Annotated in this window: 23 protein-coding genes, 1 tRNA gene and 1 pseudogene; 11 read left to right on the top strand and 14 right to left on the bottom strand. The window is 71.5% G+C overall.

The window, feature by feature from the left end; translation table 11 throughout:
* Window positions 1-79: 79 nt before the first annotated feature.
* A complete protein-coding gene (locus AC6RUA_RS11585) occupies window positions 80-877 on the top strand; it encodes a class I SAM-dependent methyltransferase (RefSeq protein ID WP_499813164.1) in 798 nt (265 codons plus the stop codon).
* Window positions 878-887: 10 nt separating this feature from the next.
* Here AC6RUA_RS11585 and AC6RUA_RS11580 read toward each other — a convergent pair whose 3' ends face one another.
* Window positions 888-1,532: a DUF7095 family protein gene (locus AC6RUA_RS11580; protein WP_499815442.1), complete on the bottom strand. Its 645-nt coding sequence runs from the start codon at window positions 1,530-1,532 to the stop codon at window positions 888-890.
* 119 nt (window positions 1,533-1,651) lie between these two features.
* On the opposite strand from AC6RUA_RS11580, the gene ncsA reads away from it, so the two are divergent.
* Window positions 1,652-2,620: a tRNA 2-thiolation protein NcsA gene (gene ncsA, locus AC6RUA_RS11575; protein ID WP_499813163.1), complete on the top strand. Its 969-nt coding sequence runs from the start codon at window positions 1,652-1,654 to the stop codon at window positions 2,618-2,620.
* 211 nt (window positions 2,621-2,831) lie between these two features.
* Here ncsA and ftsZ read toward each other — a convergent pair whose 3' ends face one another.
* The 3 genes from ftsZ to AC6RUA_RS11560 all read right to left on the bottom strand — a co-directional run bounded on the left by ftsZ (window position 2,832) and on the right by AC6RUA_RS11560 (window position 5,068).
* Window positions 2,832-4,028 (bottom strand): cell division protein FtsZ, encoded by a 1,197-nt coding sequence (gene ftsZ, locus AC6RUA_RS11570; RefSeq protein WP_499813162.1) that lies wholly within the window; start codon window positions 4,026-4,028, stop codon window positions 2,832-2,834.
* A 2-nt stretch (window positions 4,029-4,030) separates the two neighbouring features.
* The gene (gene cdrS / locus AC6RUA_RS11565) at window positions 4,031-4,222 is read right to left on the bottom strand and encodes a transcriptional regulator CdrS (RefSeq protein WP_499813161.1); all 192 of its coding nucleotides are present in this window, start codon (window positions 4,220-4,222) and stop codon (window positions 4,031-4,033) included.
* 201 nt (window positions 4,223-4,423) lie between these two features.
* The gene (locus AC6RUA_RS11560; RefSeq protein WP_499813160.1) at window positions 4,424-5,068 is read right to left on the bottom strand and encodes a double zinc ribbon domain-containing protein; all 645 of its coding nucleotides are present in this window, start codon (window positions 5,066-5,068) and stop codon (window positions 4,424-4,426) included.
* 298 nt (window positions 5,069-5,366) lie between these two features.
* Here AC6RUA_RS11560 and AC6RUA_RS11555 point away from each other — a divergent pair, with 298 nt between their 5' ends.
* The 4 genes from AC6RUA_RS11555 to AC6RUA_RS11540 all read left to right on the top strand — a co-directional run bounded on the left by AC6RUA_RS11555 (window position 5,367) and on the right by AC6RUA_RS11540 (window position 10,097).
* Window positions 5,367-6,353 carry an aldo/keto reductase gene (locus AC6RUA_RS11555; RefSeq protein ID WP_499813159.1) on the top strand — a complete coding sequence of 329 codons (987 nt, stop codon included), beginning with the start codon at window positions 5,367-5,369 and terminating at the stop codon, window positions 6,351-6,353.
* A 67-nt stretch (window positions 6,354-6,420) separates the two neighbouring features.
* Complete coding sequence (locus tag AC6RUA_RS11550) at window positions 6,421-6,654, top strand: DUF8593 domain-containing protein (protein ID WP_499813158.1); 234 nt, start codon at window positions 6,421-6,423, stop codon at window positions 6,652-6,654.
* Between the two features lie 161 nt (window positions 6,655-6,815).
* The gene (locus tag AC6RUA_RS11545) at window positions 6,816-8,000 is read left to right on the top strand and encodes a M24 family metallopeptidase (protein WP_499813157.1); all 1,185 of its coding nucleotides are present in this window, start codon (window positions 6,816-6,818) and stop codon (window positions 7,998-8,000) included.
* 102 nt (window positions 8,001-8,102) lie between these two features.
* Window positions 8,103-10,097, top strand: a complete 1,995-nt coding sequence (locus AC6RUA_RS11540) for a DUF2070 family protein (protein ID WP_499813156.1) — start codon at window positions 8,103-8,105, stop codon at window positions 10,095-10,097.
* Between the two features lie 26 nt (window positions 10,098-10,123).
* On the opposite strand, the gene AC6RUA_RS11535 is transcribed toward AC6RUA_RS11540, so the two are convergent.
* The 6 genes and pseudogenes from AC6RUA_RS11535 to AC6RUA_RS11510 form a co-directional block, all read right to left on the bottom strand.
* Window positions 10,124-10,771, bottom strand: a complete 648-nt coding sequence (locus AC6RUA_RS11535; protein ID WP_499813155.1) for an HAD family hydrolase — start codon at window positions 10,769-10,771, stop codon at window positions 10,124-10,126.
* 6 nt (window positions 10,772-10,777) lie between these two features.
* Window positions 10,778-11,332, bottom strand: a complete 555-nt coding sequence (locus AC6RUA_RS11530) for a GMP synthase subunit A (RefSeq protein ID WP_499813154.1) — start codon at window positions 11,330-11,332, stop codon at window positions 10,778-10,780.
* Between the two features lie 113 nt (window positions 11,333-11,445).
* Window positions 11,446-11,883: a VOC family protein gene (locus AC6RUA_RS11525; RefSeq protein WP_499813153.1), complete on the bottom strand. Its 438-nt coding sequence runs from the start codon at window positions 11,881-11,883 to the stop codon at window positions 11,446-11,448.
* 43 nt (window positions 11,884-11,926) lie between these two features.
* The gene (locus AC6RUA_RS11520; protein WP_499813152.1) at window positions 11,927-12,496 is read right to left on the bottom strand and encodes a DUF7097 family protein; all 570 of its coding nucleotides are present in this window, start codon (window positions 12,494-12,496) and stop codon (window positions 11,927-11,929) included.
* A gap of 24 nt (window positions 12,497-12,520) precedes the next feature.
* Complete coding sequence (locus tag AC6RUA_RS11515) at window positions 12,521-13,093, bottom strand: M48 family metalloprotease (protein ID WP_499815476.1); 573 nt, start codon at window positions 13,091-13,093, stop codon at window positions 12,521-12,523.
* Window positions 13,094-13,160: 67 nt separating this feature from the next.
* A pseudogene (locus AC6RUA_RS11510) lies at window positions 13,161-13,646 on the bottom strand (M48 family metalloprotease); the annotation flags it as partial.
* Between the two features lie 90 nt (window positions 13,647-13,736).
* Between AC6RUA_RS11510 and AC6RUA_RS11505 the strand changes: the two are divergent.
* The 4 genes from AC6RUA_RS11505 to AC6RUA_RS11490 all read left to right on the top strand — a co-directional run bounded on the left by AC6RUA_RS11505 (window position 13,737) and on the right by AC6RUA_RS11490 (window position 16,891).
* Window positions 13,737-14,120 (top strand): DUF192 domain-containing protein, encoded by a 384-nt coding sequence (locus AC6RUA_RS11505; RefSeq protein ID WP_499813151.1) that lies wholly within the window; start codon window positions 13,737-13,739, stop codon window positions 14,118-14,120.
* A gap of 105 nt (window positions 14,121-14,225) precedes the next feature.
* On the top strand, window positions 14,226-15,830 hold the full coding sequence (locus tag AC6RUA_RS11500; protein WP_499813150.1) for a hydroxymethylglutaryl-CoA lyase-like TIM-barrel protein: 1,605 nt from the start codon (window positions 14,226-14,228) through the stop codon (window positions 15,828-15,830).
* Between the two features lie 324 nt (window positions 15,831-16,154).
* Window positions 16,155-16,493, top strand: coding sequence for a hypothetical protein (locus AC6RUA_RS11495; RefSeq protein WP_499813149.1), 339 nt, complete (start codon window positions 16,155-16,157; stop codon window positions 16,491-16,493).
* A gap of 83 nt (window positions 16,494-16,576) precedes the next feature.
* Window positions 16,577-16,891, top strand: a complete 315-nt coding sequence (locus tag AC6RUA_RS11490) for a DUF8081 domain-containing protein (RefSeq protein ID WP_499813148.1) — start codon at window positions 16,577-16,579, stop codon at window positions 16,889-16,891.
* A gap of 120 nt (window positions 16,892-17,011) precedes the next feature.
* On the opposite strand, the gene AC6RUA_RS11485 is transcribed toward AC6RUA_RS11490, so the two are convergent.
* A tRNA-Ser gene (locus AC6RUA_RS11485) sits at window positions 17,012-17,096 on the bottom strand.
* Between the two features lie 102 nt (window positions 17,097-17,198).
* Between AC6RUA_RS11485 and AC6RUA_RS11480 the strand changes: the two genes are divergently transcribed.
* On the top strand, window positions 17,199-18,167 hold the full coding sequence (locus AC6RUA_RS11480; protein ID WP_499813147.1) for an AAA family ATPase: 969 nt from the start codon (window positions 17,199-17,201) through the stop codon (window positions 18,165-18,167).
* Window positions 18,168-18,239: 72 nt separating this feature from the next.
* On the opposite strand, the gene AC6RUA_RS11475 is transcribed toward AC6RUA_RS11480, so the two are convergent.
* The 3 genes from AC6RUA_RS11475 to AC6RUA_RS11465 form a co-directional block, all read right to left on the bottom strand.
* Window positions 18,240-19,130, bottom strand: coding sequence for a hypothetical protein (locus AC6RUA_RS11475; protein ID WP_499813146.1), 891 nt, complete (start codon window positions 19,128-19,130; stop codon window positions 18,240-18,242).
* Window positions 19,131-19,243: 113 nt separating this feature from the next.
* Complete coding sequence (locus AC6RUA_RS11470) at window positions 19,244-20,371, bottom strand: hypothetical protein (RefSeq protein ID WP_499813145.1); 1,128 nt, start codon at window positions 20,369-20,371, stop codon at window positions 19,244-19,246.
* On the bottom strand, window positions 20,364-22,070 hold the full coding sequence (locus tag AC6RUA_RS11465; protein ID WP_499813144.1) for a hypothetical protein: 1,707 nt from the start codon (window positions 22,068-22,070) through the stop codon (window positions 20,364-20,366). The genes AC6RUA_RS11470 and AC6RUA_RS11465 overlap by 8 nt, the downstream gene beginning before the upstream one ends.
* Between the last annotated feature and the right edge of the window lie 191 nt (window positions 22,071-22,261).

The following is a 22,261-nucleotide window of genomic DNA, read 5'->3' as shown; positions in this document are numbered from 1 at the left end:
ACGGGGTCTCGACCCGTCGCCACGGTTCGTATCGGCCCGTTTTTCACCGCGCACCCCGCAGGGGTATCCGACAACACGAATGCGTCGCTTCTCGGCGGAGTACCTCGACCGCACGCGCCGCGGCATGTGGGAGTCGCGCGGCGCGCTCGAACCGCTGGCGCTCCCCGAGCGACGGCGCGTGCTCGACGTGGGCTGCGGAACGGGCGAACTGACGCGCGTGCTCGCCGAGGAGGCGCCCGACGCGGCGGTCGTCGGCGTCGACGCCGACCCCGACCTGCTCGCGGTGGCCCGCCGGGAGACCGGCCTCGACTACGCCGCCGCGGACGCCCACCGCCTCCCGTTCCCCGACGGCGCGTTCGACCTCGTCGTCTGTCAGGCGCTCCTCGTGAACCTCCCGGACCCCGCGGCGGCGCTCCGGGAGTTCGCCCGCGTCTCCGCGGACCTCGTGGCGGCGGTCGAACCCGACAACGCCGACGTGGGCGTCTCCTCGACCGTCGAGCGCGAGGCCGACCTGGAGGCCCGGGTCAGGCGAGCGTACATCGACGGCGTCGGGACGGACGTCGCGCTCGGCGACCGGCTGTTCGAACTGTTCGCCGACGCCGGCCTCTCGGACATGGCGAACCACCGACACCACCACGAGAAACGGGTCGAACCGCCGTACGACGAGGCCGACGTGGAGGGGGCGACGCGGAAGGCCAGCGGCGCGGGCATCGCCGACCACGAGCGCGAACTCCGGCGCGCGCTCGAACCGGGCGCGTACGACGAACTCCGCGAGGCGTGGCGCGCCATGGGCCGGGAGGTGGTCGAACAGATGGGCGAGCGCGCGTACCGCCGGGTGGAACTCGTCCCGTTCGACGTGGTCGTCGGACGGGTCTGACGGGTGGCCACTACACCACGTCGCCGCGGACCGTCGCCCCCTGCTGCCGCTCGCGGTACGCGCGCACCGCGCCGGCCGCCTCGTCGGCGACGTCCTCGTCGACGCCCAGCATCTCCAGCGCACCCGACAGCGTCGGGAACGGGAGTTCGCCGCCGCGGAGTTTCTCCATCGTCTCCTCGGCCCGCCGTCCCTCGGCCCACAGTTGGACCCCACGCGGGTCGAGCACCTGTTCGTACGCCTCCCGGGCCATCGCGCCCTTCAGCCGCTGGGTGACGTTCCTGTCGAACGGCGCGTTACACACCTCGAGGTGGACCGGTTCGTCGTCCGGGAGGAGGTGTGCCGCGAGGCACTGTTCGGGCGCCGCGTGCCCCGAGTCGTTCGCGCGGAGGTGCTCGGGGAACGCGCGCGCCCACTCGGCGGAGACGGACTTGCCGACGCCCCTGACGCCGTGCGACTCGACGAACTCGGCCTCCGCGTCGCTCTCGCCGCGCATGTGGAGGTCCTTCGTGACGTACACGTCGAGTCGGTCGACGGGGTCGAGCCCGAGCGCGACGTCGCCGTACACCCACACCTCCCTGACGGGCACCGGCATCGGCTCCGCCTCCACCGCGTCGAGAATCGCCTCGACCCGGTCGAGGGCGGCCTCGCGGTCCATACTCATACCGGTCGGTGGCGCGCGGCGGGGAAGCGTCTTACGCGTCCGACCGACCGCCGTCCGTCCCCGAGAAGGCGCGGGACGAAACCCGTATCCCGGGCCGTGCGCAACCCCGCGTAATGAGCTGTGACAAGTGCGACCGGGACGCCGTCCACTACGCCGCCTACTCCGGGGCGCACCTCTGTGAGACGCACCTGTGCGCGTCGGTCGAGAAGCGCGTCCGTCGGCGGGTCCGCGAGGACGGCCTGCTCCCCGACGACGCGACGCCCGAGGACCCCGAGCGCTGGGTCGTCGGCCTCTCGGGCGGGAAGGACAGCGTCGCGCTCACCGCCATCCTCGACGACACGTTCGCGGACGACCCGCGGGTCGAGATAGTCGCGCTCTCCGTCCACGAGGGTATCGAGGGGTACCGCGACGAGTCGCTGGCGGCGTCCGAGGAACTCACGGCCGACCGGGACGTGCGCCACGAGACGGTGTCGTACGAGTCGGACATCGGCGTCCGGATGGACGACGTGGTCGAGGACGACCCGGAGGGGATGGCGCCGTGCGCGTACTGCGGGGTGTTCCGGCGCGACCTGCTGGAGACCTACGCCGAGGAGCTCGACGCCGACAAACTCCTCACCGGGCACAACCTCGACGACGAGGCGCAGACGGCGCTGATGAACGTGCTCGAGGGCGACGTCGAACAGATGGCGAAGCAGTTCGACGCCAGCCTCGGTCCGTTCCCCGACCGGAACGAGTCGGACCACTTCGTTCCCCGGGCCAAACCGCTCCGGGACGTTCCCGAGAAGGAAGTGGCGCTGTACTGCCGGTTCCGGGACCTGCCGGCGCACATCACCGAGTGCCCCCACGCCAGCGAGGCGTACCGCGGGGAGATTCAGCAGTTGCTCCTGAAACTGGAGGAGAACCACCCCGGCGTCCGCCACTCCATCATGGCCGGCTACGAGGAACTCTCGGACATCGCCGCCGAGCGGTACCGCGGCGACGACGACGGGCCGGACCTCTCGGCGTGCGAGCGGTGCGGGTCGACCACCGCCCGCGACGTCTGTCGCAAGTGCCGGCTGGTCGAGGCCATCGAGGCCGTCTGACCCCCCGGTCGTCCGCTCCGGTCGGTCTCGAGCCGTGAAAACGTGCGTATACGCGTCCGAGACGCCCACTCGACGGGGGGACGCGGAGAACGGAGACGGCAGCCCGCGGCGTGCGACCCGTCGCGGGTCGCGTCGGGCGTCGCTACGTGCGGTTCGTGTTCGAACGGCGGGACGCGCGTCCCGCCGCGGACGAGAACGGCGAGGCCCCGAATCAGCGGATGACGTCGAGGCCGTTGTTCTGGTCGGGCCGCTCGCGGCCGCCGTCGGACTGCCAGGCGGTCTGGGAGTCGGCGGACTCCGCGTTGCTCCGCGCGTCGAACTCCGTCTCGGTCGAGGAGGCGGACCCCTCGATGCTCGCGCGCGACTTGTCCGCCTGCTTCTGCGTGCTCGGTCCGAGGACCTGCGCGCTCTGGACGCCGGTCATGATGGCCATGACGCGGACCTTCCCCTTGTACTCCTCTTGGATGCGCGCGCCCCAGATGACGTTGGCGCTCGCCTCCAGCCGTTCGGTGATGTTGTCGGCGATGCCCTCGGCCTCCTTCAGCGTGAGGTCCGGGCCGCCGGTGATGTGGACCAGTCCGCCGCTCGCGCCGCGGTAGTCGACGTCGAGTAGCGGGTGGTTCATCGCGTCGTTCACCACCTCCTGCGTCTTGTTCTTGTCCTGCGTCTCCCCCACGAGCATCACCGCGACGCCCCCCTGGTTCATGATAGTGGACATGTCCGCGTAGTCCAGGTTGATGAGCGAGGGCTGGGTGATGGTCTCCGAGATGCCCTTGACCGTCTCGGCGATGATCTGGTCCATCACCGAGAACGCCTTTCCGATGGGCAGGTTGGGCACGTAGTCCAGCAGACGGTTGTTGTCGAGAACGATGATGGAGTCGGCCTCGTTTCGGAGTTCTTCGAGGCCCTCCTCGGCTTTCACCGTGCGGGCGCGCTCGACGTTGAACGGCGTCGATACCATGCCGACGACGATGGCGCCCTGCTCCTTGGCGATCTTCGAGACGACCGGGGCCGCCCCGGTACCCGTCCCGCCACCCATCCCGGCGGTGACGAACACCAGGTCGGCGTCGCCGAGGACCTCCTTGATGGTGCCCTGCGCCATCTCGGTCGCGCGCTCGCCCATGCTGGGGTCGCCGCCCGCACCGAGACCCTGCGTCAGGGACTTGCCGACGAGTATCTTCGTGTCGGCCTCGATCATCTTGAGGTGCTGTTTGTCGGTGTTGATGGCGACGGTCTCGGCGCCCTCGACGCCGATGTTGTACAGGCGGTTGATGGTGTTGTTGCCCGCGCCGCCCGCGCCGACGATGACGATTCGGGGGTCGCCGAACTCGTCGTCGTCGTCCATCTCCTCCATGCTCCGCTGTTCGGCCTCCGCGTTTTCGAGGGCGTCCTGGACGATGTCCTGCATCGTTACACCTTCGCCCAGCTGCGCTTGTTGCGCTCGCGTCGGGTGCGTTCGCCCGTGCCGTCGGCCTGTTCGTTCAGCATTTCGCGCACCGCCGAGCGAATCGCCTCGCTGCGATTCGGGAACTCGCCGGTCTCGACCATCTGCTCGACCTCCTCGATCTGCTGTTTCGGGATCCGTAGTGTCACACGCTCCATATTTTACATTCCCCCGGTAAGACGGCGACCACGCGACAGCGTGGCGTCGTTACGGACCGTTCGGACGGGTCCCCGCTCGTCGGGGCGGCCCGTAAGACATCTCGTCTTACGCACCCGTACCCACAGACTCGATTGATATAAAATTACCGGACATGTAAGACACCAGTCGCCCCGAGTGTCTTACAGACAGCCGTCCCCCGATTACGGGCCGTCGAGCACGTCAGCCGCGGGCGTCCGACGACCGCACCCGGGACAGAACGCCCAGTCCGAGCGCACCTCGTCGCCGCAGTCGCAGAACAGCCGGCGGGACGCCTTCTCCCCGCAGTTGGGGCAGTAGACGTGGTCGTCCGACAGCGTCTCGCCGCACTGTGCGCAGTCGGCAGTGGCCGCCGTGTCGCCGTGCACGCCGGTCTCGCTCGTCCGGTCGCGCTCGCCGACCGGGCCGTCGGACGCGGAGCCCGAGCGCGATTCCTCCGGTTCCGCGTCGACGGAGACGGCGTCGGACGCGCTCGCCCCCTCGACGTTGACCGTGAGGTTCACCTCGGGCGTCGACGACGCCGGCGCGCCGAACGGGCGCGGCCGTGCGCCGAGCCGCGCGTCGAGTCGCTCGGCGACGAGCGCGTCCACCCGTTCGCGGAGGACGTCGTCTATCGGGGAGTCCGTCGACGGCGAGCCGCCCGCGTCGGCGGCGAGTGCGGGCTCGTTCTCGCCGGCCCCCTCGTGCTCCCGTTCCGCGTCGGCGAGGTACGCGCGGAGCGCCTCGCGCATGACCTCGCTCTTCGACGCCTCGAACCCGTCGAGACGCTCGACGAGGTCGGCGTCGGCGCGGAACGTGATCTTGCTCATCACCGCAGGGGTAGAGTCACACACCATATCAATGTGTCCCTCCGTGTGCCCCGCGTCCGACGACCGTCGTCTTACGGGCGACTCCCGCGGGGAAGCGCGGGTCGACGGCCGGCGACCGTGCTCTGTTCTCCTGCGTGCGTGCGCGTCGCGTGCGTCGGCGGACCGTCGGCGCGCCCGACGCAACCCACCGTCCGGCGAGGCGAGCGATTCGGGGCAAGCGCGGGGGACCGCACCGGCTGACCGTGGCCCGTCTCGCCGGAGTCGTGGCCGTCTTACACCCGGGGACCGTGACGAGCGTATGGAGCACCGCGAACTCGGCGGGGTCGGTCCCGTCACGGCGGTCGGACTCGGAACGTGGAACATCGGCGGCTCGTGGGGAGACGTCTCCGACGAGGCGGGCCGCGAGGCCGTTCGGGCGGCGCTCGACGCCGGCGTCGACTTCCTCGACACGGCGGACGTGTACGGCGACGGGCGCAGCGAGCGCCACATCGCGACGGTGCTCGACGAACGCGACGCCCACGACGAGGTGACAGTCGCCACCAAGGCGGGCAGGCGTCTCGACCCCCACGAGCCGGAGGGGTACGACGCCGACAACCTCGAACGGTTCGTCGACCGCTCGCGCGGGAACCTGAACGAGGAGACGCTCGACCTGCTCCAACTCCACTGCCCGCCGACGGACGTGTACTACAGACCGGAGACGTTCGAGGCGCTCGCGGGTCTCGAAGACGACGGGAAGATAGCTGCCTACGGCGTCAGCGTCGAGCGTGCCGAGGAGGCGCTGAAGGCCATCGAGTACCCGGGCGTCGAGACGGTCCAGATAATCTTCAACCCGTTCCGCCAGCGGCCGGCCACCTCGTTTTTCGACGCGGCCGAGCGCCACGACGTGGGCGTCATCGTCCGCGTCCCGCTCGCGTCGGGTCTCCTGACCGGTACCATCGACCGCGACGCGGAGTTCCCGGAGGACGACCACCGCAACTTCAACCGCGAGGGCGAGGCGTTCGACGTCGGCGAGACGTTCGCGGGCGTCCCGCTCGACGCGGGCGTCGACGCCGTGGAGGCGCTCGAGCCGCACGTCCCCGACCGGATGAGCCTCGCGCAGTTCAGCCTGCGGTGGATCCTCGACCACGACGCCGTCTCGACGGTCATCCCCGGGTCGACCAGCCCCGAGCACGTCGAGTCGAACGCCGCCGCCGCGGACCTCGACCCGCTCTCGCACCGGCACCACGGCGTCGTCCGCGACGTGTACGAAGAACACGTCGCCGACCACGTCCACCACCGCTGGTAGCGTAGCCGCCGACCGCGTATCACGGCTCGGCGAGTAGGCTTTTCTCCGTCCCTGCCCCACGGTCGACGTGGAACACTTCACGGCGGAACACGTCGGAATGGACGTCGTCGGCCCCGACGGCGAACGCCTCGGTCAGATAGCCGGCATCGAAGACGGAACCGCCCGACTCGACCCCGCGCCCGGCGCCGAATCCCGGGCAGAGGCCGTCGACCCCGACGCGGGCGCGCTCGCCGTCGACCCGGAGCGGGTCGACGTCGTCACCGACGAGTCGGTCCGCGTCCGGCCGGGCGCCGACGAGTAGCCTCGGACGGACAGTTTCTCGACCGTCGCGCGCTACCCGGTGAGCGGCGGCGATAATCGGTCTGTGGCCGGTTTCGTATCGCGCCATCCGGTGTATCGGAGGTCGTTTCGCCCTCGACCGCTACCCCGAACCTTATAGCGGAACGGACGTGTTCGGGAGTCATGGCCACGAAACTGCCCGAATCCGAGTTCGACGCGCGACTCGCGGAGGTGCGCGGCCGCCTCGCGGACACCGACGCAGACGCGGCGACGTTCTTCGGCGCGACGAGCATCGAGTACCTCACCGGCTTCCACCACATCCAGACCGAGCGACCGGTCGTGCTCGCGGTGACCGACGACGGGGTCGAAATCACGGTGCCCCGACTGGAGGTCGAGCGGGTCGAACCCAACCCCCGCATCGACGCGGTCCACCACTACTTCGACTACCCCGGCGGCGCCCCCGTCCGGGTGGCGACCGAGATGCTCGAGGGGATGGGCGTCGAGTCGGTCGCCTCCGACGCCGACGGCGCCCCGAGCGTCATGGGGTACGAGGGGCCGAACCTCTCGGAGTTCGTCGACGTCGACTCCCAGTCGTGGGTCGACCGGATGCGGTGGGAGAAGACCGACGCCGAAGTCGACCTCATCCGCGAGTCGGCGAAGTGGGGCAACCTCGCACACCGCTACCTCGCCGAGTACAGCGAGGTGGGCGCGCACCCGGCGACGGTGAGCCAGCGGGCCTCCATGGAGGCGTCGCGCGCCATGCTCGACACGCTGGGCGACCGGTATGCCGTCCGCGTCCGCGGCGACGGCCCGGCCCACGCGGGCTACATCTCGGGCGCGGAGACGGCGCTCCCGCACGGACACACGCCGAACGAGCGACTCTCGGAGGGGGACGTGCTCGTCACCGGCGCGGGCGCGAACGTCGACGGCTACCACTCCGAACTGGAGCGGACGATGTTCGTCGGCGACTACACCGACGAGCAGGAGCACTATTTCGAGTTGATGCTGGAGGCGCAGACCATCGCCATCGAGGCGCTCGGGCCGGGCGTCCCCATCAGCCACGTCGACCAGCAGGTGTGGGACTACTTCGAGGAGCAGGGCGTCACCGAGTACGCGCAGCACCACGTCGGCCACAACATCGGTCTCGGCGGGCACGAACCCCCGTACATCGACCGGGGCTGGGGCGAGTACGACCACGTCGACGGGGGCGACGAGACGATGGCGCCCGGCCAGGTGTACACCATCGAACCCGGCATCTACACCGACGAGTACGGCTACCGCCACTCCGACACCATCGCCGTCACGGAGAACGGTGTCGAGTGGCTCACGTTCTTCCCGCGGGACATCGAGTCGAACGTGGTCGGCTGAGCGCGGACCCCACCGCGCAGCCGGTACGCGTCCGACGCTCGGCGGACGCGGATAGAGGGATTTTACTCGCCGGGCGTCGCAAGGGCCGGTAGTGCACGAGTCATGACCGCGACCCAGAGCAACCTCGCCGGGCTGTCGCGGTTCATCTTCCGCGCGCCCTCGTGGTACACGAGCGTCGCGTTCGCGCTGTTGCTCGCGGCCGTCGCGGGCGTCGGCGCGTTCGAGACCCGCGAAGCGGAGCAGGTGTACCGCACCTTCCTGTTCGTCGGCCGCGACGCCTGGGAGGGCGTCTTCTTCATCGGCGTCCCCACCGTCGTCGCCAGCTTCGGGACCGTGCTGGTCGACCGGTTCGTGGGCGGGAGGCTCACCCGCAACCGCTCGTCGCTGCTCGCGCTGGTGTGCGAACTGGTCATCGTCGCCTCGCTCACCCTCGCGGCGGTGCTCGCGTACCTGGTGCCGATGTTCGGCCAGCGCTTCGTGTTCAACGTGCTCGTCGTCGCGCTCGCGTCGGTGTTCGCGCTCCGCCTGCTCGTCATCATGGCCGTCTCGCGCTCGTCGATTCTGGTGGCCTCCGTCCCGGCGAGCCTCCAGACGCTCACCGCTGCCGTCCTGCTGTTCATCTACAGCGGGACGCTCCGGTTCGTCGAGTTCGGCGGCTCGCTGTTCCACGTGCTGCTCTCGCCGTACCTCGCGCGGTCGGCGGAGGCGCCGGCGGAACTGTCCGCCATCGACCCCGACCACTTCCTGCTGCTCGGGCTGACGTGCGTGCTGTACGCAGGCGCCGTCTGGGTGTTCCTCTACACGGTCGACCGGCCGTGGCGCAACTCGCTCGGCGTCTCGGTGCTCGACTTCATCCGCGGGTTCATCGGCCACATCGCCGAGGGGACCCGCGAACTGGAGGACTTCTTCGAGCAGTTGGGCGAGGAGGCGGTCGTCCCGGTCACGGTGCTCTCGTTCCAGACGGCGACCGGACGCGAGAAGGCCCGGTGGGTGCTCCCGATGATTCACCCCGGCCCGATGGGCGAAATCGGCGGCGGCAACCTCCCGATGCGGGTGGCCGACAGCGCCGAGGGGCTGGCGTTCCCGCCCCACGCCACCGCGGGCCACGACTTCAACCTCGTCACCGAGCGCGAGGTGGGCACCATCGTCGACGCCGCGAACGCCGCGTTCGACCGGCTCACCTACTCGCCGTCGGCGACCGAGAGCCTCCGAACCGAGTCGGGCGACGCGAACGTACTCGGACAGGCGTTCGACGACGACGCGCTCCTCGTCTCCTCGTTCGCGCCCGCGTTCGCCGACGACGTGGAGTACGCGGTCGGCCTCTCGGCCGCCGCCGAGGCGCGCACCCGGGGGCTCGACGACGTGCTACTCGTGGACGCGCACAACTCCAACGACGGCCTGAGCGGCCCCGACCTCGGCCACGTCACGCCGGGGTCGACCCGCTCGTTCGACATGATGCAGGCGGCCCGCGAGGCGGGCGAACGGCTGGCGACCGCCCCCCGGGGGGACCTCCGCGTCGGCGTCGCGTGGGACCGGACCGACTGGACGCCCTCGGACGGAATCGGCCCGCTCGGCGTGCGCGTGATGGTGGCGTCCGTGGCCGTCGGCGAGGAGCCACCGGACGACGAAGAGCGGGACGGCGGGAATCGCGCCGGCGGTGAAGACCGGAGCGACGACGGTCCGACCGAACAGACCACCGCGTACGTCCTCGTCGACGGCAACAACATGGAACCGGGCCTGCGGGGCCGCCTCGTCGACGCGCTCGTCGACCGCCCGGCCGTCGACGAGGCCGAGGTGATGACCACGGACACACACGTCGTCAACACCGTCGATGCGGACAATCAGGTCGGCGCCGCGCTCGACGCCGACGAGTTGGAGGCGCTCGTCGCGGACCTGACCGACGAGGCGTTCGGGGACCGCGAACCGGTCGAGGCGGGAATGGCGAGCGAGCGGGCCGCCGTCACCGTGTTCGGCAACGACCGGACGGAGACGCTGGCGAGCCACGCGAACGCCGCCGTCTCGATGGGCGGCGCGCTCGCCGCGTCCGTCATCGCGACGTCGCTCGCGCTCTCGGTGCTGCTGTTCTTCGTCACCTGACGCGCTCGGCCGGCGCTCGCACGCCCCTACCGGCCGCCGTCGCGTCCCTCTCCCGCTCGCCACCGCTCGGCGAGGTCGGAGAGCGGCGTCTCGCGGACGTCCACGAACCGGCCGCCGACGTCCGTCACCCCGCCGTCCGCCTCGGGGTCGCCGCCCACGTGGGTGAGTTCGCCGGCGTCGACGTCGAGGCGGTCGGCGAGCGCCGCGAACGCGCGCGGGTCGGGTTTCCGCCACCCGCAGGCGACGCCGGTGACGACGGCGTCGAAGTCGTCGCGCGAGAGGTTCGAGCGGACGAGCGTCCGCCCGACGAGTTCCGGGACGGCGCAGTTCGACAGCAGGCCGACCGGGCCGCGCTCGCGGGCCGCTCGCACCGCCGCGTTCGCCCCGTCGCGAGTCCGTATCTCCGGGTCGAACGCGGCGACGACCGCCCGGCGCGCGGCGTTGTTCGGCGCCGTGACGCCCCGGGAGGCGAGCGCCGCGGTGACGCGCGCGGGCAGCGGTACCGCCGCGCCCGCCGGGGCGTCGACGTGGCGCTCGCGGTAGGCGTCGCGCCAGTCGTCGGGGACGGCGACGCCCCGCTCGCGGAGTTCGCGCCCGACGGCGGCCGCCGGGTCGGCGGGCAGGTCGGCCGCGACGAGCGTGTCGAAGAGCGCGAAGGAGGTGACCGTACCCACGCCGACTCAGCGACAGCGCTCGATGAAGTTCTCGAACACTTCCTGCCCCCGTTCGGTGTGGGACACCTCCGGGTGCCACTGGACGCCGTAGAGGTCCCGGTCGGCGTCGCTCATCGCCTCGACGGCGCAGACCTCGCTCTCGGCGGTCCGCTCGAACCCCTCGGGGACGGCCGTCACCTCGTCAGCGTGGCTCGCCCACGTGCGCGTGCTGGGGGCGAGCGACCCCACGAGCGGGTCGTCCGAGTCGAGGATGTCGACGTCCACGTCGGCGTACCCGCCGTACTCGCCCGACTCGACCGTCCCGCCGAGTTCCCTCGCGATGAACTGGTGGCCCAGACAGATGCCCAGCACGGGGACGCCCGCGTCGAGGTACTCCGCGCACCGGCCCGTCCGCTCCATGCTCGGGCCGCCCGAGAGGACGAACCCGTCCGCCTCCACCTCCGCGACCGGCGTCCCGTTGTCCACGACCTCGCTCTCGACGCCCGCGTCCCGGAGCGCGCGCCCCTCCAGGTGGGTGAACTGCCCGTGGTTGTCGACGACCACGATGCGTGGCTCGCTCATACACTCCGTTGCGCGGACGTGGTGAAAAGCGGGGCGGTTCACGCCGAGACATGCACGAACGTGCGCTCGCGTGCGCCGAGACGGCCCGCCGACGGCTCCGACCGTCGGCGGTCTCAGAGGGCGGTGGGGTCGAACCGCTCGTTACGCCCGTCCCACTCGTCGGTGCCGGTCGCCTCGCGGGTGTCGAGGTACACCTCGACCCCGTTCCCGTCCGGGTCGTCGAAGTACAGCGCCTTCGAGATGCCGTGGTCGACCGGCGAGACGGCGACCCCGCGCTCCCGGAGCGTCTCGTAGACGGCGCGGAGCGACTCCGCGTCCGGCACCTCCCACGCCGAGTGGTAGAGGCCGACCCGGCGGCCGTCGGCCGGGTCCGCGTCGTCGCCGAGTCCCTGCAGGGCGAGGTCGTGGTGGTGTTCGCCGAGTGTGCAGAACGCGTAGTTACCGACGCGTTCGGCCGCGGTCAGGCCGTCGAGAACCGCGGTGTAGAACGCGACCGCACGGTCGAGGTCGCGCACCTTCAGGTGGACGTGACCGAGGTGGGAGACGGGCATACGAGCCGGTAGGGCGGGAACGACGATAACGTGATCCGAACCCTCACCCGTCCGTGTCGGACTCGACGTCGGAGAACCGCTCGCTCGCGGTCGCGAAGCCGAACTCGTCCATCTCCCGGCCGCGGCGCGACTCCCGCTCGGCTACCGCCGCCGGCACCGGGCTGGCGTCGTCGTCGATGCGGGCGAACCCGGCGTGTACCTTCGCGTGACACCACCGGCAGAGCGCGACCGTTATCTCGTGGCTCACTCCCCCCGTCCCGCTCCCACCGTCGCCCGCCTCGTTCGCCGCACGCCCGCCGTACGAGAGGTGGTGTTCCTCGATGAGCGGCCGGCGCGAGTCGTGCGCCATCCGCACCTCCGGCAGTCCGCACCGGACGCAGGCCTTCCCGTCGGTCGTGTCGCGGTAGTGGGGGCAGTCGCGCCACTCGACATCCGCGTCGGCGACGACGCAGTCGTACCCGTCCGCGCGCCGCGCGGCCGCGAACTCGGGGTCGTCGCCCGCGCGGTCCAGCGCGAACCGGCACCGGCCGTCGCCGGTCAGGTGGTCGCACGCCCCGGCGTGCTCGTAGGGGTCCTCGACGCCGACCGGCGTCCCGTCGGGCGTCTCCTCCATACCGGGCGTGGTCGGCGCGCCGGCTTAAGCCTCCTGCCCGCCGCGCTCGGCCGCGACCGTGAGGTCCCGCAGGCGCGCCACCCGCTCGGTCGTCGACGGGTGCGCGCGCCGCTCGACGCCGTCGCCGCCTCCTGCCGCCGCAGTCCCGCCGCCGCCGGTCGCGCGAGCGAACCCGTGGGGGAGGAAACAGAGCGTTCTGACGTACGAGCGGTCGTCGAGCGCCGCCGGGGGCCCGGGACCGTCCGACTCCCCCAGCGCGCTCCGGTCCGCGGCGTCGTCGGGCGAGAGCCGAGTGAGCGTCGCCGCCAGCATCGCCGGCGCGCCGGTGACGCCCGCCGCGTCGCGGTCCGCCACGAAGTCACGCTCGCGGGCGAGCGACCGGGAGCAACACGCCGTAAGCGCGGCCAGCGTGCCGAGCGCGACGGCGCCGAGTGCCGCGAGCGTGAGCGTCCCCGCGAGGAACCCGCCGACGCTCGCCGCCGAGAACGCGGGGGCCGGAACGGTGGGCGCGGCGAGCAGGTAGGCGAGACACGCGCCGGCCGCGACGGACGGCCCGCGCGCCGCGGCCGCCGACACGATGCGCGAGCGCGCCGTCACCCAGCGCCGGGAGGAACCCCGCGAGCGTGAGCACCGCCGCGTCGCGGCTCCGGACGTGCGCGAGTTCGTGTGCCAGCACCGCGTCGAGTTCCGCGTCGTCGAGCGCGGCGAGCAGACCGGTGGAGACGACGACCGTCCCGCGGCCGAGTCCGGCGACCGAGAACGCGTTCGGAACCGGCCGGTCGACGACGGCGAGGCGGGGGGACCGCACGTCGAGACCGCGGGCGAGTCGGGAACAACGGGCGGACAGCCCGGGGTACTCCGCGGGGTCCGCCGGTCGGGCGTCGACCGCGGCGAGCAGCCGACGCCGGGCGTACCGCGTCTGCGCGAGCGCCGTCACGACGAGGAGCGCCGTCGCGAGCGCGACGACCCCGAGCAGGTCGTGGGGGAGCAGGGGAGCCACCCACGGTCGAACGAGCAGGGCGAGCGCGAGCGCGAACGCGCCCGCGGGAGCCAGCGCGACGAGCGCCGTCACGACCGTTCTGGCGGCGAGACCGGAGGTGGCGGGGATACGACGGCAGGAGGGCAGCGAGGCGAACGAACGGGAGGGCATCCCCCGTGGGTTCGCGCCCCGGACGCAAAAAGGGTGCCCGGCGCGCCACCGAGACGCACGACGGGCGAGCGCGCGCCGGTCACAACAGTGATGCGACCGGCGCGAACACGCCACGCCGTGGAACTGGTTCACTCCCCCCACGACGGTCGGCGCGAACGAGTGCTGGCGGACGAGGTGGACGTGGCGGAGTCGTCCCTCGCGCAGGCGCGCGGGCTGATGTTCCGCCGGTCGGTGCCCGAGGGGTACGCGCTCGTGTTCCCGTTCGACGGGGTCCGGTCGCGCAGCCTCCACATGGCGTTCGTCCCGTTCGCGCTGGACGCACTGTGGCTCGTGGACGGAGCGGTCGAGGCGACGGCGCGCCTGCGGCCGTGGGTCGGACTCGGTCGGGCGGAGGCGGACACCGTGGTCGAACTGCCGGCGGGCGCCGCCGACGGCGTCCGCGAGGGCGACCGGGTCGCGTGCCGGGAGGAGTAGTCGGCCGCCAGCGGTCGTCCTTCCCGCAATCCTTGCCGGGCGGGAGCCGGACCGGTCGATTTATCACCGTGCCTTCCGGAGCCGTGAGTGAGTTCAACATGGCTCGTGAACGCTTTATCGGGGTCCCCCGATAACCACGCACTCTCACTCGACGACACGACCGACGTCTCGTTCCTCGATACGACGCTGCGCGACGGCGAGCAGATGCCGGGTGTCTCGCTCGCTCCCGCCGAGAAGGCGGACATCGCCCGCGCACTCGACGCCGCCGGCGTCGACGTCATCGAAGCAGGCTCCGCACCCACCAGCGACGGCGAGCGCGCCGGCATCAGCCGCGTCGCGGACCTGGGGCTGGACGCGACGGTCACCAGCTTCGCGCGCGGCGTCCGCGCCGACGTGGACCGCGCGCTCGACTGCGGCGTCGACGGGGTGAACCTCGTCGTCCCCGCGTCCGACCGCCACGTCGAGACGAAAGTGGGGACGACGCAAGACGAGGTGGTCGAGACGACGACCGAACTCGTGGCGTACGCCCGCGACCACGGCCTCTGGGTCGAAGTGCTCGGCGAGGACGGCTCGCGCGCCGACCTCGACTTCCTCGAGCGGCTGGCGCGCGCCTCGTTCGACGCCGGCGCGGACCGCGTCTGCTACTGCGACACGGTCGGCGCCGCCTCGCCCGAGCGGACCCACGAGGCGGTGTCGCGGCTCGCCGCGCTCGGTCCCACTTCGACGCACACCCACGACGACCTGGGGCTCGCCGTAGCCAACGTCCACGCCTCGCTCGCGGCCGGCGCGGACCTCGTGCACGCGACGGTCAACGGCGTCGGCGAACGCGCCGGCAACGTCGCGCTCGAGGAGGTGGCCATCGCGCTCGCGGAGTGTTACGACCTCGAGACGCTGGAACTCGACCACCTCGCGGGACTCGCGCGCCGCGTCGCCGACGCGACCGGCGTCTACCCCGCGCCGAACAAGGCCGTCATCGGCGACAACGCGTTCGCCCACGAGAGCGGCATCCACACCGACGGCACCCTGAAGGACGAGGCGATGTACGAGCCGTACCCGCCCGAGCGGGTCGGCCGCGAACGGCGGCTCGTCCTCGGGAAACACGCCGGCCGCGCCGGCGTCGCGGCGGCGCTCGCCGACCTCGGGTTCGAACCCGACGGGGCGGAACTCGGGGCCGTCGTCGCGCGCGTGAAGGCGCTCGGCGACCGGGGCAAGCGGGTCACCGACGCGGACCTGCGCGCCATCGCGGCGGACGAACTCGACCGCGAGCGCGAGCGCCGGGTCGAACTCCGGGCGCTCACGGCAACCAGCGGCGACGGCGTGCCGACCGCGAGCGTCCGCCTGCGCGTCGGCGACGAGGAGCGGACCGCCGCCGGCACCGGGAGCGGCCCGGTCGACGCCGCGATGAACGCGATTCGCGAGGCGCTGACGGACGACGCCGCCCGCCTCGACTCCTACCACGTCGACGCGGTGACCGGCGGGACGGACGCCGTCGTCACCGTCGAGGTGACGATGCGGCGGCACGACCGCCGCGTCACCGTCTCGGCGACCGACGCCGACATCACCCGCGCCAGCGTCGAGGCGGCGGTCGACGCGCTCGACCGCCTGTTCGCCGACGCGGGGGAGGACCCGACCGGCGAGGCCGACGGCAACGGGACCGCGAGCGCTCGAACCGACGACGCCCCGTCGCCGACCGACGCCGGCGACGACTGACCCGGCGGCGGTAGCGGTGTCACCGTGCGGAGGTCGCGTTTTCGAGGGGTGTAGAGGTTCAGAAGGGTGACGTCGGCCGACGGCGTACTCTACTGGTGACGGACAATGGAGACGGTCGCGTCGGCCGACGGCACGCGAATCGCGTCCGAACGCACCGGGAGCGGAGGAGTGCTGACCGATGCGGCGTGAACCGGCGCGAGACGACCCTCGCGGCTTCGACCCGTCGTCGTCGACCGGACCCACTGGACTCGGTCCGGGCGTTCGGCGGCGCCTACCGCCGGTAGCCGTCGCAGAACTATACCCGAGTCCGACCTCCGGTGGTCCATGCGCCGGGCGACGCTCGCGGGGACGCTCCTCGCCGGGAAGGGGTTCGACGCGGTGTCGACGGTGGTCGTGCTCTCGCTGTCGGACTCCGTCCGCGAGGCCGTCCCCCTCTCGCGGGCGCTGATGGCCGCGTTCGGCCCGGTCGGCGGCATGGTCGCCGCCACGGGTCTCACGCTTCTCGCCGTCGGCCTCCTCGCGGAGGCGGGCGTCCTCGTCGAACGCTGGTCCCCGGAGTCCACGCCCGAGTGGTACGCCCCGACGCTCCGGTCGTGCGTCTACCTCGGCTGTGCGGCGTGGTTCGCGCTCGTCGGCGTCTGGAACGTCACCCACCTGCTGTGAGCGCGAGCGCCGGTCGGCTCCGCGGGACGGACGCGGGAGCGGGTCGCTAAGGGTTTACGTACGAGCGGGTCGGTAGCGTCGGTGTGTACGTCGTCGAGGTGAAACCGTCGGCCCGGAAGGCCAACGGCCCGGTGGGACGGGCCGTCGTCGAGCGGGGCGGCCGCCGCGAGTTCGACGACCGGCCGGCCGCCGAGGCGTGGGCCGCGTCGCTCTCCGAACGGGGCGGCCGCCCCGTCTGGATCCGGACCGCGCATCCGGCCGACCGGAGCGACGCCGACGGCTACCTCGTCAGCCGCCAGCGACAGCTGCTCGATCTGGACCGCGCGTACGACAAGCGCCGCCGCCGCGCCCGCGGCGAGACGAGCCACGGAGAGACGCTCGCGGCGTACGACTCCTGATTCCCGAGTCACGCCGGCGACGGTCGCGCGACTCCTCCGACGACCGTTCACGGCGACTCGGTCACGCTCGCGGAGGCGGGAGCAGCGGGTGGCTCTCGAAGCGGTAGTCCCCGCGAGAAACGCCGAGGGGGAGATTTGAACTCCCGAGTCCGAACGGACAGCAGATTTCGAATCTGCCGCCTTGGCCAGGCTAGGCTACCTCGGCTCGTTCGGACAAACGCCGGGTGGTCATTAATCGGTTTCGGTTCGGTACGGACGGCCCCCCGGAACCCGGGCACTTATCCCCGCTCCCGTGTCCACGAGTGACATGGATATCGCCGACGCGAGCGCGTCCTGCGGCGACGTGCTCGACGCCCTCCGCGGAGCCATCGTCGCGAGAGACGAGTTCTTCGAGGACATCCTTCTGGGTCTGCTCTCGCGCGGACACGTGCTCATCGAAGACGTCCCCGGCACCGGAAAGACGCTCACCGCCCGTTCGTTCGCGACGGCGCTCGGCCTGTCGTTCTCGCGGGTCCAGTTCACGCCCGACCTCCTCCCGTCGGACGTGACCGGGACGAACGTGTACGACGAGGGCGCCGGCGAGTTCGAGTTCTCCGAGGGTCCGGTCTTCGCGAACGTCGTCCTCGCGGACGAGATCAACCGCGCGCCGCCGAAGACGCAGGCCGCGCTGCTCGAGGCCATGGAGGAAGAGCAGGTGACGGTCGACGGGGAGACGTACGAACTCCCGGAGCCGTTCTTCCTCATCGCGACCCAGAACCCCGTCGAACAGGAGGGGAACTTCCCGCTCCCCGAGGCGCAACTCGACCGGTTCAACGTCAAGACGAAGATGGGGTACCCCGACCTGGAGGGGGAGATCGAACTCCTCCGCCGGCGCGCCGGTCGCGTCGAACAGGACCCCACCGTCGGGAAGGTGCTCGACGAGGACCGCGTGCGCGGCGTCCGGGAGGCGCCGGAGTCCGTCCGGACCGAGGAGGACCTCACGGAGTACATGGCCCGCATCGCGCGCGCCACCCGCGAGGACCGCCGGGTCGAGGTCGGCGTCTCCCCCCGCGGTACCCAGCGGCTGTTCGAGGCCGCCCGCGCGGCGGCCGTGCTGGTGGGCCGGGAGTTCGTCACGCCCGACGACGTGAAGCGGGTGGCTCAGCCGGTGCTCGCGCACCGCCTGGTCCTCACGCCGGACGCGAAGGTGAACGACGTGGCGAAGGCGGACGTGCTCTCGGCCGTGCTCGACCGCGTCGAGGTGCCGACCGTCCAGCGCGACGAGGCGGCGACGTAACGGGATCGGTCCCCGGCGGCGACGGCCGGGGTGTCGCCGTCCTCGACGGACGGGGGTGACGGCCCCGCGGCTTCACGGCAGTCCTCCGGCCTCCGACTCGACGCCGCCGATGGGGTCGTCCGACTCCAGATCGAGCGCGCCCAGCCCCGAGCCGGGCACGTCGACCTGAGCGGGCGGCAACACGAACTCGTCGTACGGACCGGTCACCGTCCGAACGGTGGCGGAGTCGGCCCTGCGCACGATGCTGTTTCGCCACCCAGTGATTCGGCCGCCGGCGTAGTCGACGCGAACCTCCAGGTAGTCCCTGTACCCCTGGACGGCGAAGTCGACACGGCCGCTGGCTGCCAGTCGTCCCTCGAGCGTCGGGACGAGTCGGTCGCCGGCGCCGAGGAAACACGCCGCGAAGAGAACCGTCGCACGTCGCCCACGAGTCAGGACTCGGAGGAGTTGCGCGACCAACGCCGCGTTCTGGTCCGTCGCGTCGCGCGGCGTTTCGAACACCTGGTCGGCACCGGCCGTGAATCCCCACCGCCCGTCGTCCGGTCGTCCCGAGAAGAAGAAGCCGCCTCCCTCGACGGTCGTTCCGTGCCCGACGAACACCACCCGTGAGACCCGCCCGGCGGGGAGGGCGGCGAGCACCGCGGTCGCCTTTCGCACCGTCCGAACGCCGTGCGTGTTCCGCTCTCCGGCCGCTCTGGTCGCGAGCGTCCGGTAGTAGTCCGAGAGGGTCAACTCCTCGATGTCGGCCGGCGGTGAACGCCCCTCGAACGTGAGTTTGCGCGTATCGCCCACCGTGTAGAAGGCGACGGTCAGCGGCCGCTGGGACTGGGCCGGCGGTCGGGGTCCGGTCCGCCCGGTCCCGGCGGCCCGGTCGTTCAGTACCCGCTCTTCGCCTCGTGTGGCGCGGTCGGTCGTGACTGTCCGGTCGTTGTCCAGCGGACCCGTTCGGTCTCTCGTCGTCATGGTGGCCTCGTCTCCGGCCGATGGCCGCCGGAGAGTGGCCCCGGTCGGTCGGTCTCGCGTCGCCCCCACGTCCGTCCTCTCCACTCCGTCGAGGGGGCCGTGGTGGTCATGGGTCAGTTCACCCGCTCCGGCAGGCAGAGCGTCTGTTTCAGCATCTCCGCCTCGAACGCGGTGACCCGCGCCCGGGCGACTTTCACACCCATCCCGTCGACGGTGCCGACGGGTGGGAGTGGGGGCAGGACGTTCAGGCTCCGCCCGCTCGTGCGGTACTGACGGAGGAGCCGCGTCCCGGCCGTCGTCCCGCCGAAGAATATCTGCGTCCAGACGCGTCGGCCTGCGACGCCGAGTCCGGCGAGGTCCTCGTTCGAGAACCCGGCGGCCCGAGCCCGGCGGTGGAAGACGTCGCGCGCGAACAGGAGCGCGGCCGCCGTCGCTATCAGGACGTGCCGCCCGGCGATTCGGGCGGAGAACACCCGCTCGCCGCGCTCGTTGCGCGGGAGTCCGCGCACCGCCTCGGCGGGACTCTCGGCGCTCGCCGCTCCGGACGGGAGCGGGAGCGCGGGGAACTCCGAGGGGAGGTAGTCGCGCCGGCGCAACACGCCGGCGGCCCAGCGGAGCCCCGCCGCCGTCGACTCGGGTATCTCCCCCTCGGCGCGCAACTGAGCGACCAACTGGAGCGCGCGCTCCCGCTGGGCGTCGGTGGCCTGGTAGAGGTGGAGGTTGTCGAGTCCCCCGCCGTGGAAGCTGTCCACCCGGGTGGGAGAGAACAGGTTCTCTTGGAACTCCCGGTACGCGACCGCGAGGACGAACCCCGGGTCGAACGCGTGCCCGGTGGTCTCGACGGCGGCGAACTGCTCGGCGACGCTCCGCACGTTGCGGTCGTCGGCGGCCATCCGGTCGAGCAGGTCGACCACGAGCGGCGGTCGACTCGGATGTCGTCGGACGCCCACGTGCCGGCCGTCGTCCGCGGCGGTCCACCCGTCGTCCGGGAGGTCGAACGCCACCAGTCCCATCCCGAGGTCCTCGAACAGCGTCTCGCGCGAGGCGAGCGACGCGTGGAGGCACCGCCGGAGTTCGACCGGGTCGACGGCCGCCGCGGGACCGGCGGCCGAGCCCTCCGCCCCGACGGCCTCCGCCGAGAGGACGCGCCCGGCGTTCCCCTCGGCCGCCGCCGCCGTCACGGTCGTCTCGGGGTCCAGCGCGGCGGGCGTCCCGCTGGTGTCCGCCAACTCGTCAGTCATCCTGCGCCTCGACGATGACGGGTTCCGTCGCCGGCCGCTCGCCGGAGAGCGGGCCGAACACCCGTTCGAACCGCTCGACCGCCGCGTCGTCGCCGTCGCGCACGACCTCCATCGCGAGCGAGAGGCGCTCGGTCTCGGCCGCGAGCCGGTCGTTCTCCAGTTCGCGCCCGCGCACCGACTCGGTCTGGAGTCCCACCGAGTAGTCGTCGAGGCCGTTGCTCTGCCCGAGGAGCGCCTCGACCGCGATGCCGTCGGTGCGCATCACGTTCTTCGTCGCCGAGAGGATGACTCCGGGGACGGTGATTTCGTTGCCCGTCTCGTCGCTGTACGTGTCGGTCGCGTCGCGCAAGACGTGGAGGTACTCGCGGAACACCGAGCCGTCGTCGTTCTCGACGGTCGCCCGCTCCACCACGGACGCCACCTCGCCGCGGTAGTTCAGGACGTTCGACAGTTCGTCCTCGACGATGGCGGCCACCTCCTCGCGACGCTCCGGCACGATGACCTCGTCGAGGAGCGAGTCGAGTTCAGAGAGCGTCACCTCGCGGTGGATGGGCCTCCCCGCCTCGTCGACCCCGCCGTTCGCGTACACGACCCGGACGTCGACGAGGTGGAGGAGGGTGATGAACTCCTGGTTCATCTGCCGGAAGACGAAGTTGAGCGTCCGGCTGAGGTTGATGTTCTCTATCTCCCGCTCGATGGCGGTCTCCTCGCCCTCGGTGGTCTTGGACTCGTAGCTCGTCTCGATCTCCACGTCGCGCTTGGCGGACGCCTTCGCGGCGTGCTTGTTGGTCGTCTCGGCGACGTTCTTCGCGAACTCCTCGCGCGCCGAGTTGGTGCTCCCCTTCGCACCCCCCTTCACGCTCGCTTTCCCCCACCCCCAACTCGCGGACGCCTTGGCGTCGACGTACCACGACCGCGACTCCTCGTGGCTCTCCTTGTGCGTCTGCTCCGCGCCGACGGTCTCCTCGAACTCGTCGGCGGTCTCGGAGGTGTACGAGTCGAGGATGCTCGACGCCTCCTGACGCTGCCGTTCGGTCTGGCGGTACGTCTTCACGCTTATCTTCGTCCGCTCGCCCGGCAGGAGCGAGAACGTCTTTATGGTCCGGCCCGCCCCGTAGTTGCCGAGGTACGACGAGAGACGGTAGCGTTCGCGGAGCATCAGCCGCGGGGTGAGTTGCTCCGGCGTGGGGACGTACGCAGCCCGGAGGTTCCGCCCCATCGTGTAGTGGAGGAGCGGCCGGTAGCCGCTCTGGACCATCCGGCTCGCAGTCGACGGCTCGAGCGCCTGTTTGTCGCCCGCCGAGAGCGTGCCCTCCCCCGGTAGCACGGCGAGGTGGCTCGTCACCCCGGCCAGCGACGTCGCGAGAGAGGCCGTCGTGGGTGTGACCTGCTCCCCGCCGTCGAAGAGAATCTCCTCGTCGTCTTCCTCGTCCGCGGCCTCGAAGTCGACCAGGAGGTGCGGCGACAGGATTGAGACGAACGGGAGCGTGCCGCCCGCGCTCGTCGTCTGGTCCTCCTGCCACTGCGCGTAGGTCTTTCCCGTCTTCGTCTCGGGCGCGAACCACTCGTCGTCGAGGTCGAGTTCGACGTGCGAGTGCCCGGGATACGAGGTCGGCTCCGGAACGTTGTAGCTGAGTACCGCCGCTTTTCCACCCGGCTGTAACCGAATCAGGGGTTCGTCCCCGTCTGCACTTGACATGGTTGTCTCCGTCGTGCCGCGGTCCGAGCGGTGCTCGGATTAGTTCTGAGTACGCTTCTGGAGAATCTAACCCTACCGGGGGTGGTAACATCCGAATCGACACCAGTTCACGCGAAGTAGCGCATGTACGCGATACATAGGACAAAAGATGAACAGAGGTGCGACCCCCTGGTTCGAACGGGGACTCGGGC

This window comes from Halorarum sp. SLYT50 (assembly GCF_059821265.1).
Note: the sequence above shows the minus strand (reverse complement) of the source record. Positions and strands in the feature narration are given on the sequence as shown.

Bases quoted from the DNA above. Each gene is read 5' to 3' on its own strand.
- AC6RUA_RS11470 (WP_499813145.1), bottom strand. From the start codon at position 20,371: ATGACTGACGAGTTGGCGGACACCAGCGGGACGCCCGCCGCGCTGGAC.
- AC6RUA_RS11525 (WP_499813153.1), bottom strand. From the start codon at position 11,883: ATGCCCGTCTCCCACCTCGGTCACGTCCACCTGAAGGTGCGCGACCTC.
- AC6RUA_RS11555 (WP_499813159.1), top strand. From the start codon at position 5,367: ATGGAGCACCGCGAACTCGGCGGGGTCGGTCCCGTCACGGCGGTCGGA.
- ncsA (WP_499813163.1), top strand. From the start codon at position 1,652: ATGAGCTGTGACAAGTGCGACCGGGACGCCGTCCACTACGCCGCCTAC.
- cdrS (WP_499813161.1), bottom strand. From the start codon at position 4,222: ATGGAGCGTGTGACACTACGGATCCCGAAACAGCAGATCGAGGAGGTC.
- AC6RUA_RS11480 (WP_499813147.1), top strand. From the start codon at position 17,199: ATGGATATCGCCGACGCGAGCGCGTCCTGCGGCGACGTGCTCGACGCC.
- AC6RUA_RS11520 (WP_499813152.1), bottom strand. From the start codon at position 12,496: ATGGAGGAGACGCCCGACGGGACGCCGGTCGGCGTCGAGGACCCCTAC.
- AC6RUA_RS11560 (WP_499813160.1), bottom strand. From the start codon at position 5,068: ATGAGCAAGATCACGTTCCGCGCCGACGCCGACCTCGTCGAGCGTCTC.
- AC6RUA_RS11495 (WP_499813149.1), top strand. From the start codon at position 16,155: ATGCGCCGGGCGACGCTCGCGGGGACGCTCCTCGCCGGGAAGGGGTTC.
- AC6RUA_RS11580 (WP_499815442.1), bottom strand. From the start codon at position 1,532: ATGGACCGCGAGGCCGCCCTCGACCGGGTCGAGGCGATTCTCGACGCG.
- ftsZ (WP_499813162.1), bottom strand. From the start codon at position 4,028: ATGCAGGACATCGTCCAGGACGCCCTCGAAAACGCGGAGGCCGAACAG.
- AC6RUA_RS11540 (WP_499813156.1), top strand. From the start codon at position 8,103: ATGACCGCGACCCAGAGCAACCTCGCCGGGCTGTCGCGGTTCATCTTC.
- AC6RUA_RS11475 (WP_499813146.1), bottom strand. From the start codon at position 19,130: ATGACGACGAGAGACCGAACGGGTCCGCTGGACAACGACCGGACAGTC.
- AC6RUA_RS11465 (WP_499813144.1), bottom strand. From the start codon at position 22,070: ATGTCAAGTGCAGACGGGGACGAACCCCTGATTCGGTTACAGCCGGGT.
- AC6RUA_RS11545 (WP_499813157.1), top strand. From the start codon at position 6,816: ATGGCCACGAAACTGCCCGAATCCGAGTTCGACGCGCGACTCGCGGAG.
- AC6RUA_RS11585 (WP_499813164.1), top strand. From the start codon at position 80: ATGCGTCGCTTCTCGGCGGAGTACCTCGACCGCACGCGCCGCGGCATG.
- AC6RUA_RS11505 (WP_499813151.1), top strand. From the start codon at position 13,737: ATGCGACCGGCGCGAACACGCCACGCCGTGGAACTGGTTCACTCCCCC.
- AC6RUA_RS11530 (WP_499813154.1), bottom strand. From the start codon at position 11,332: ATGAGCGAGCCACGCATCGTGGTCGTCGACAACCACGGGCAGTTCACC.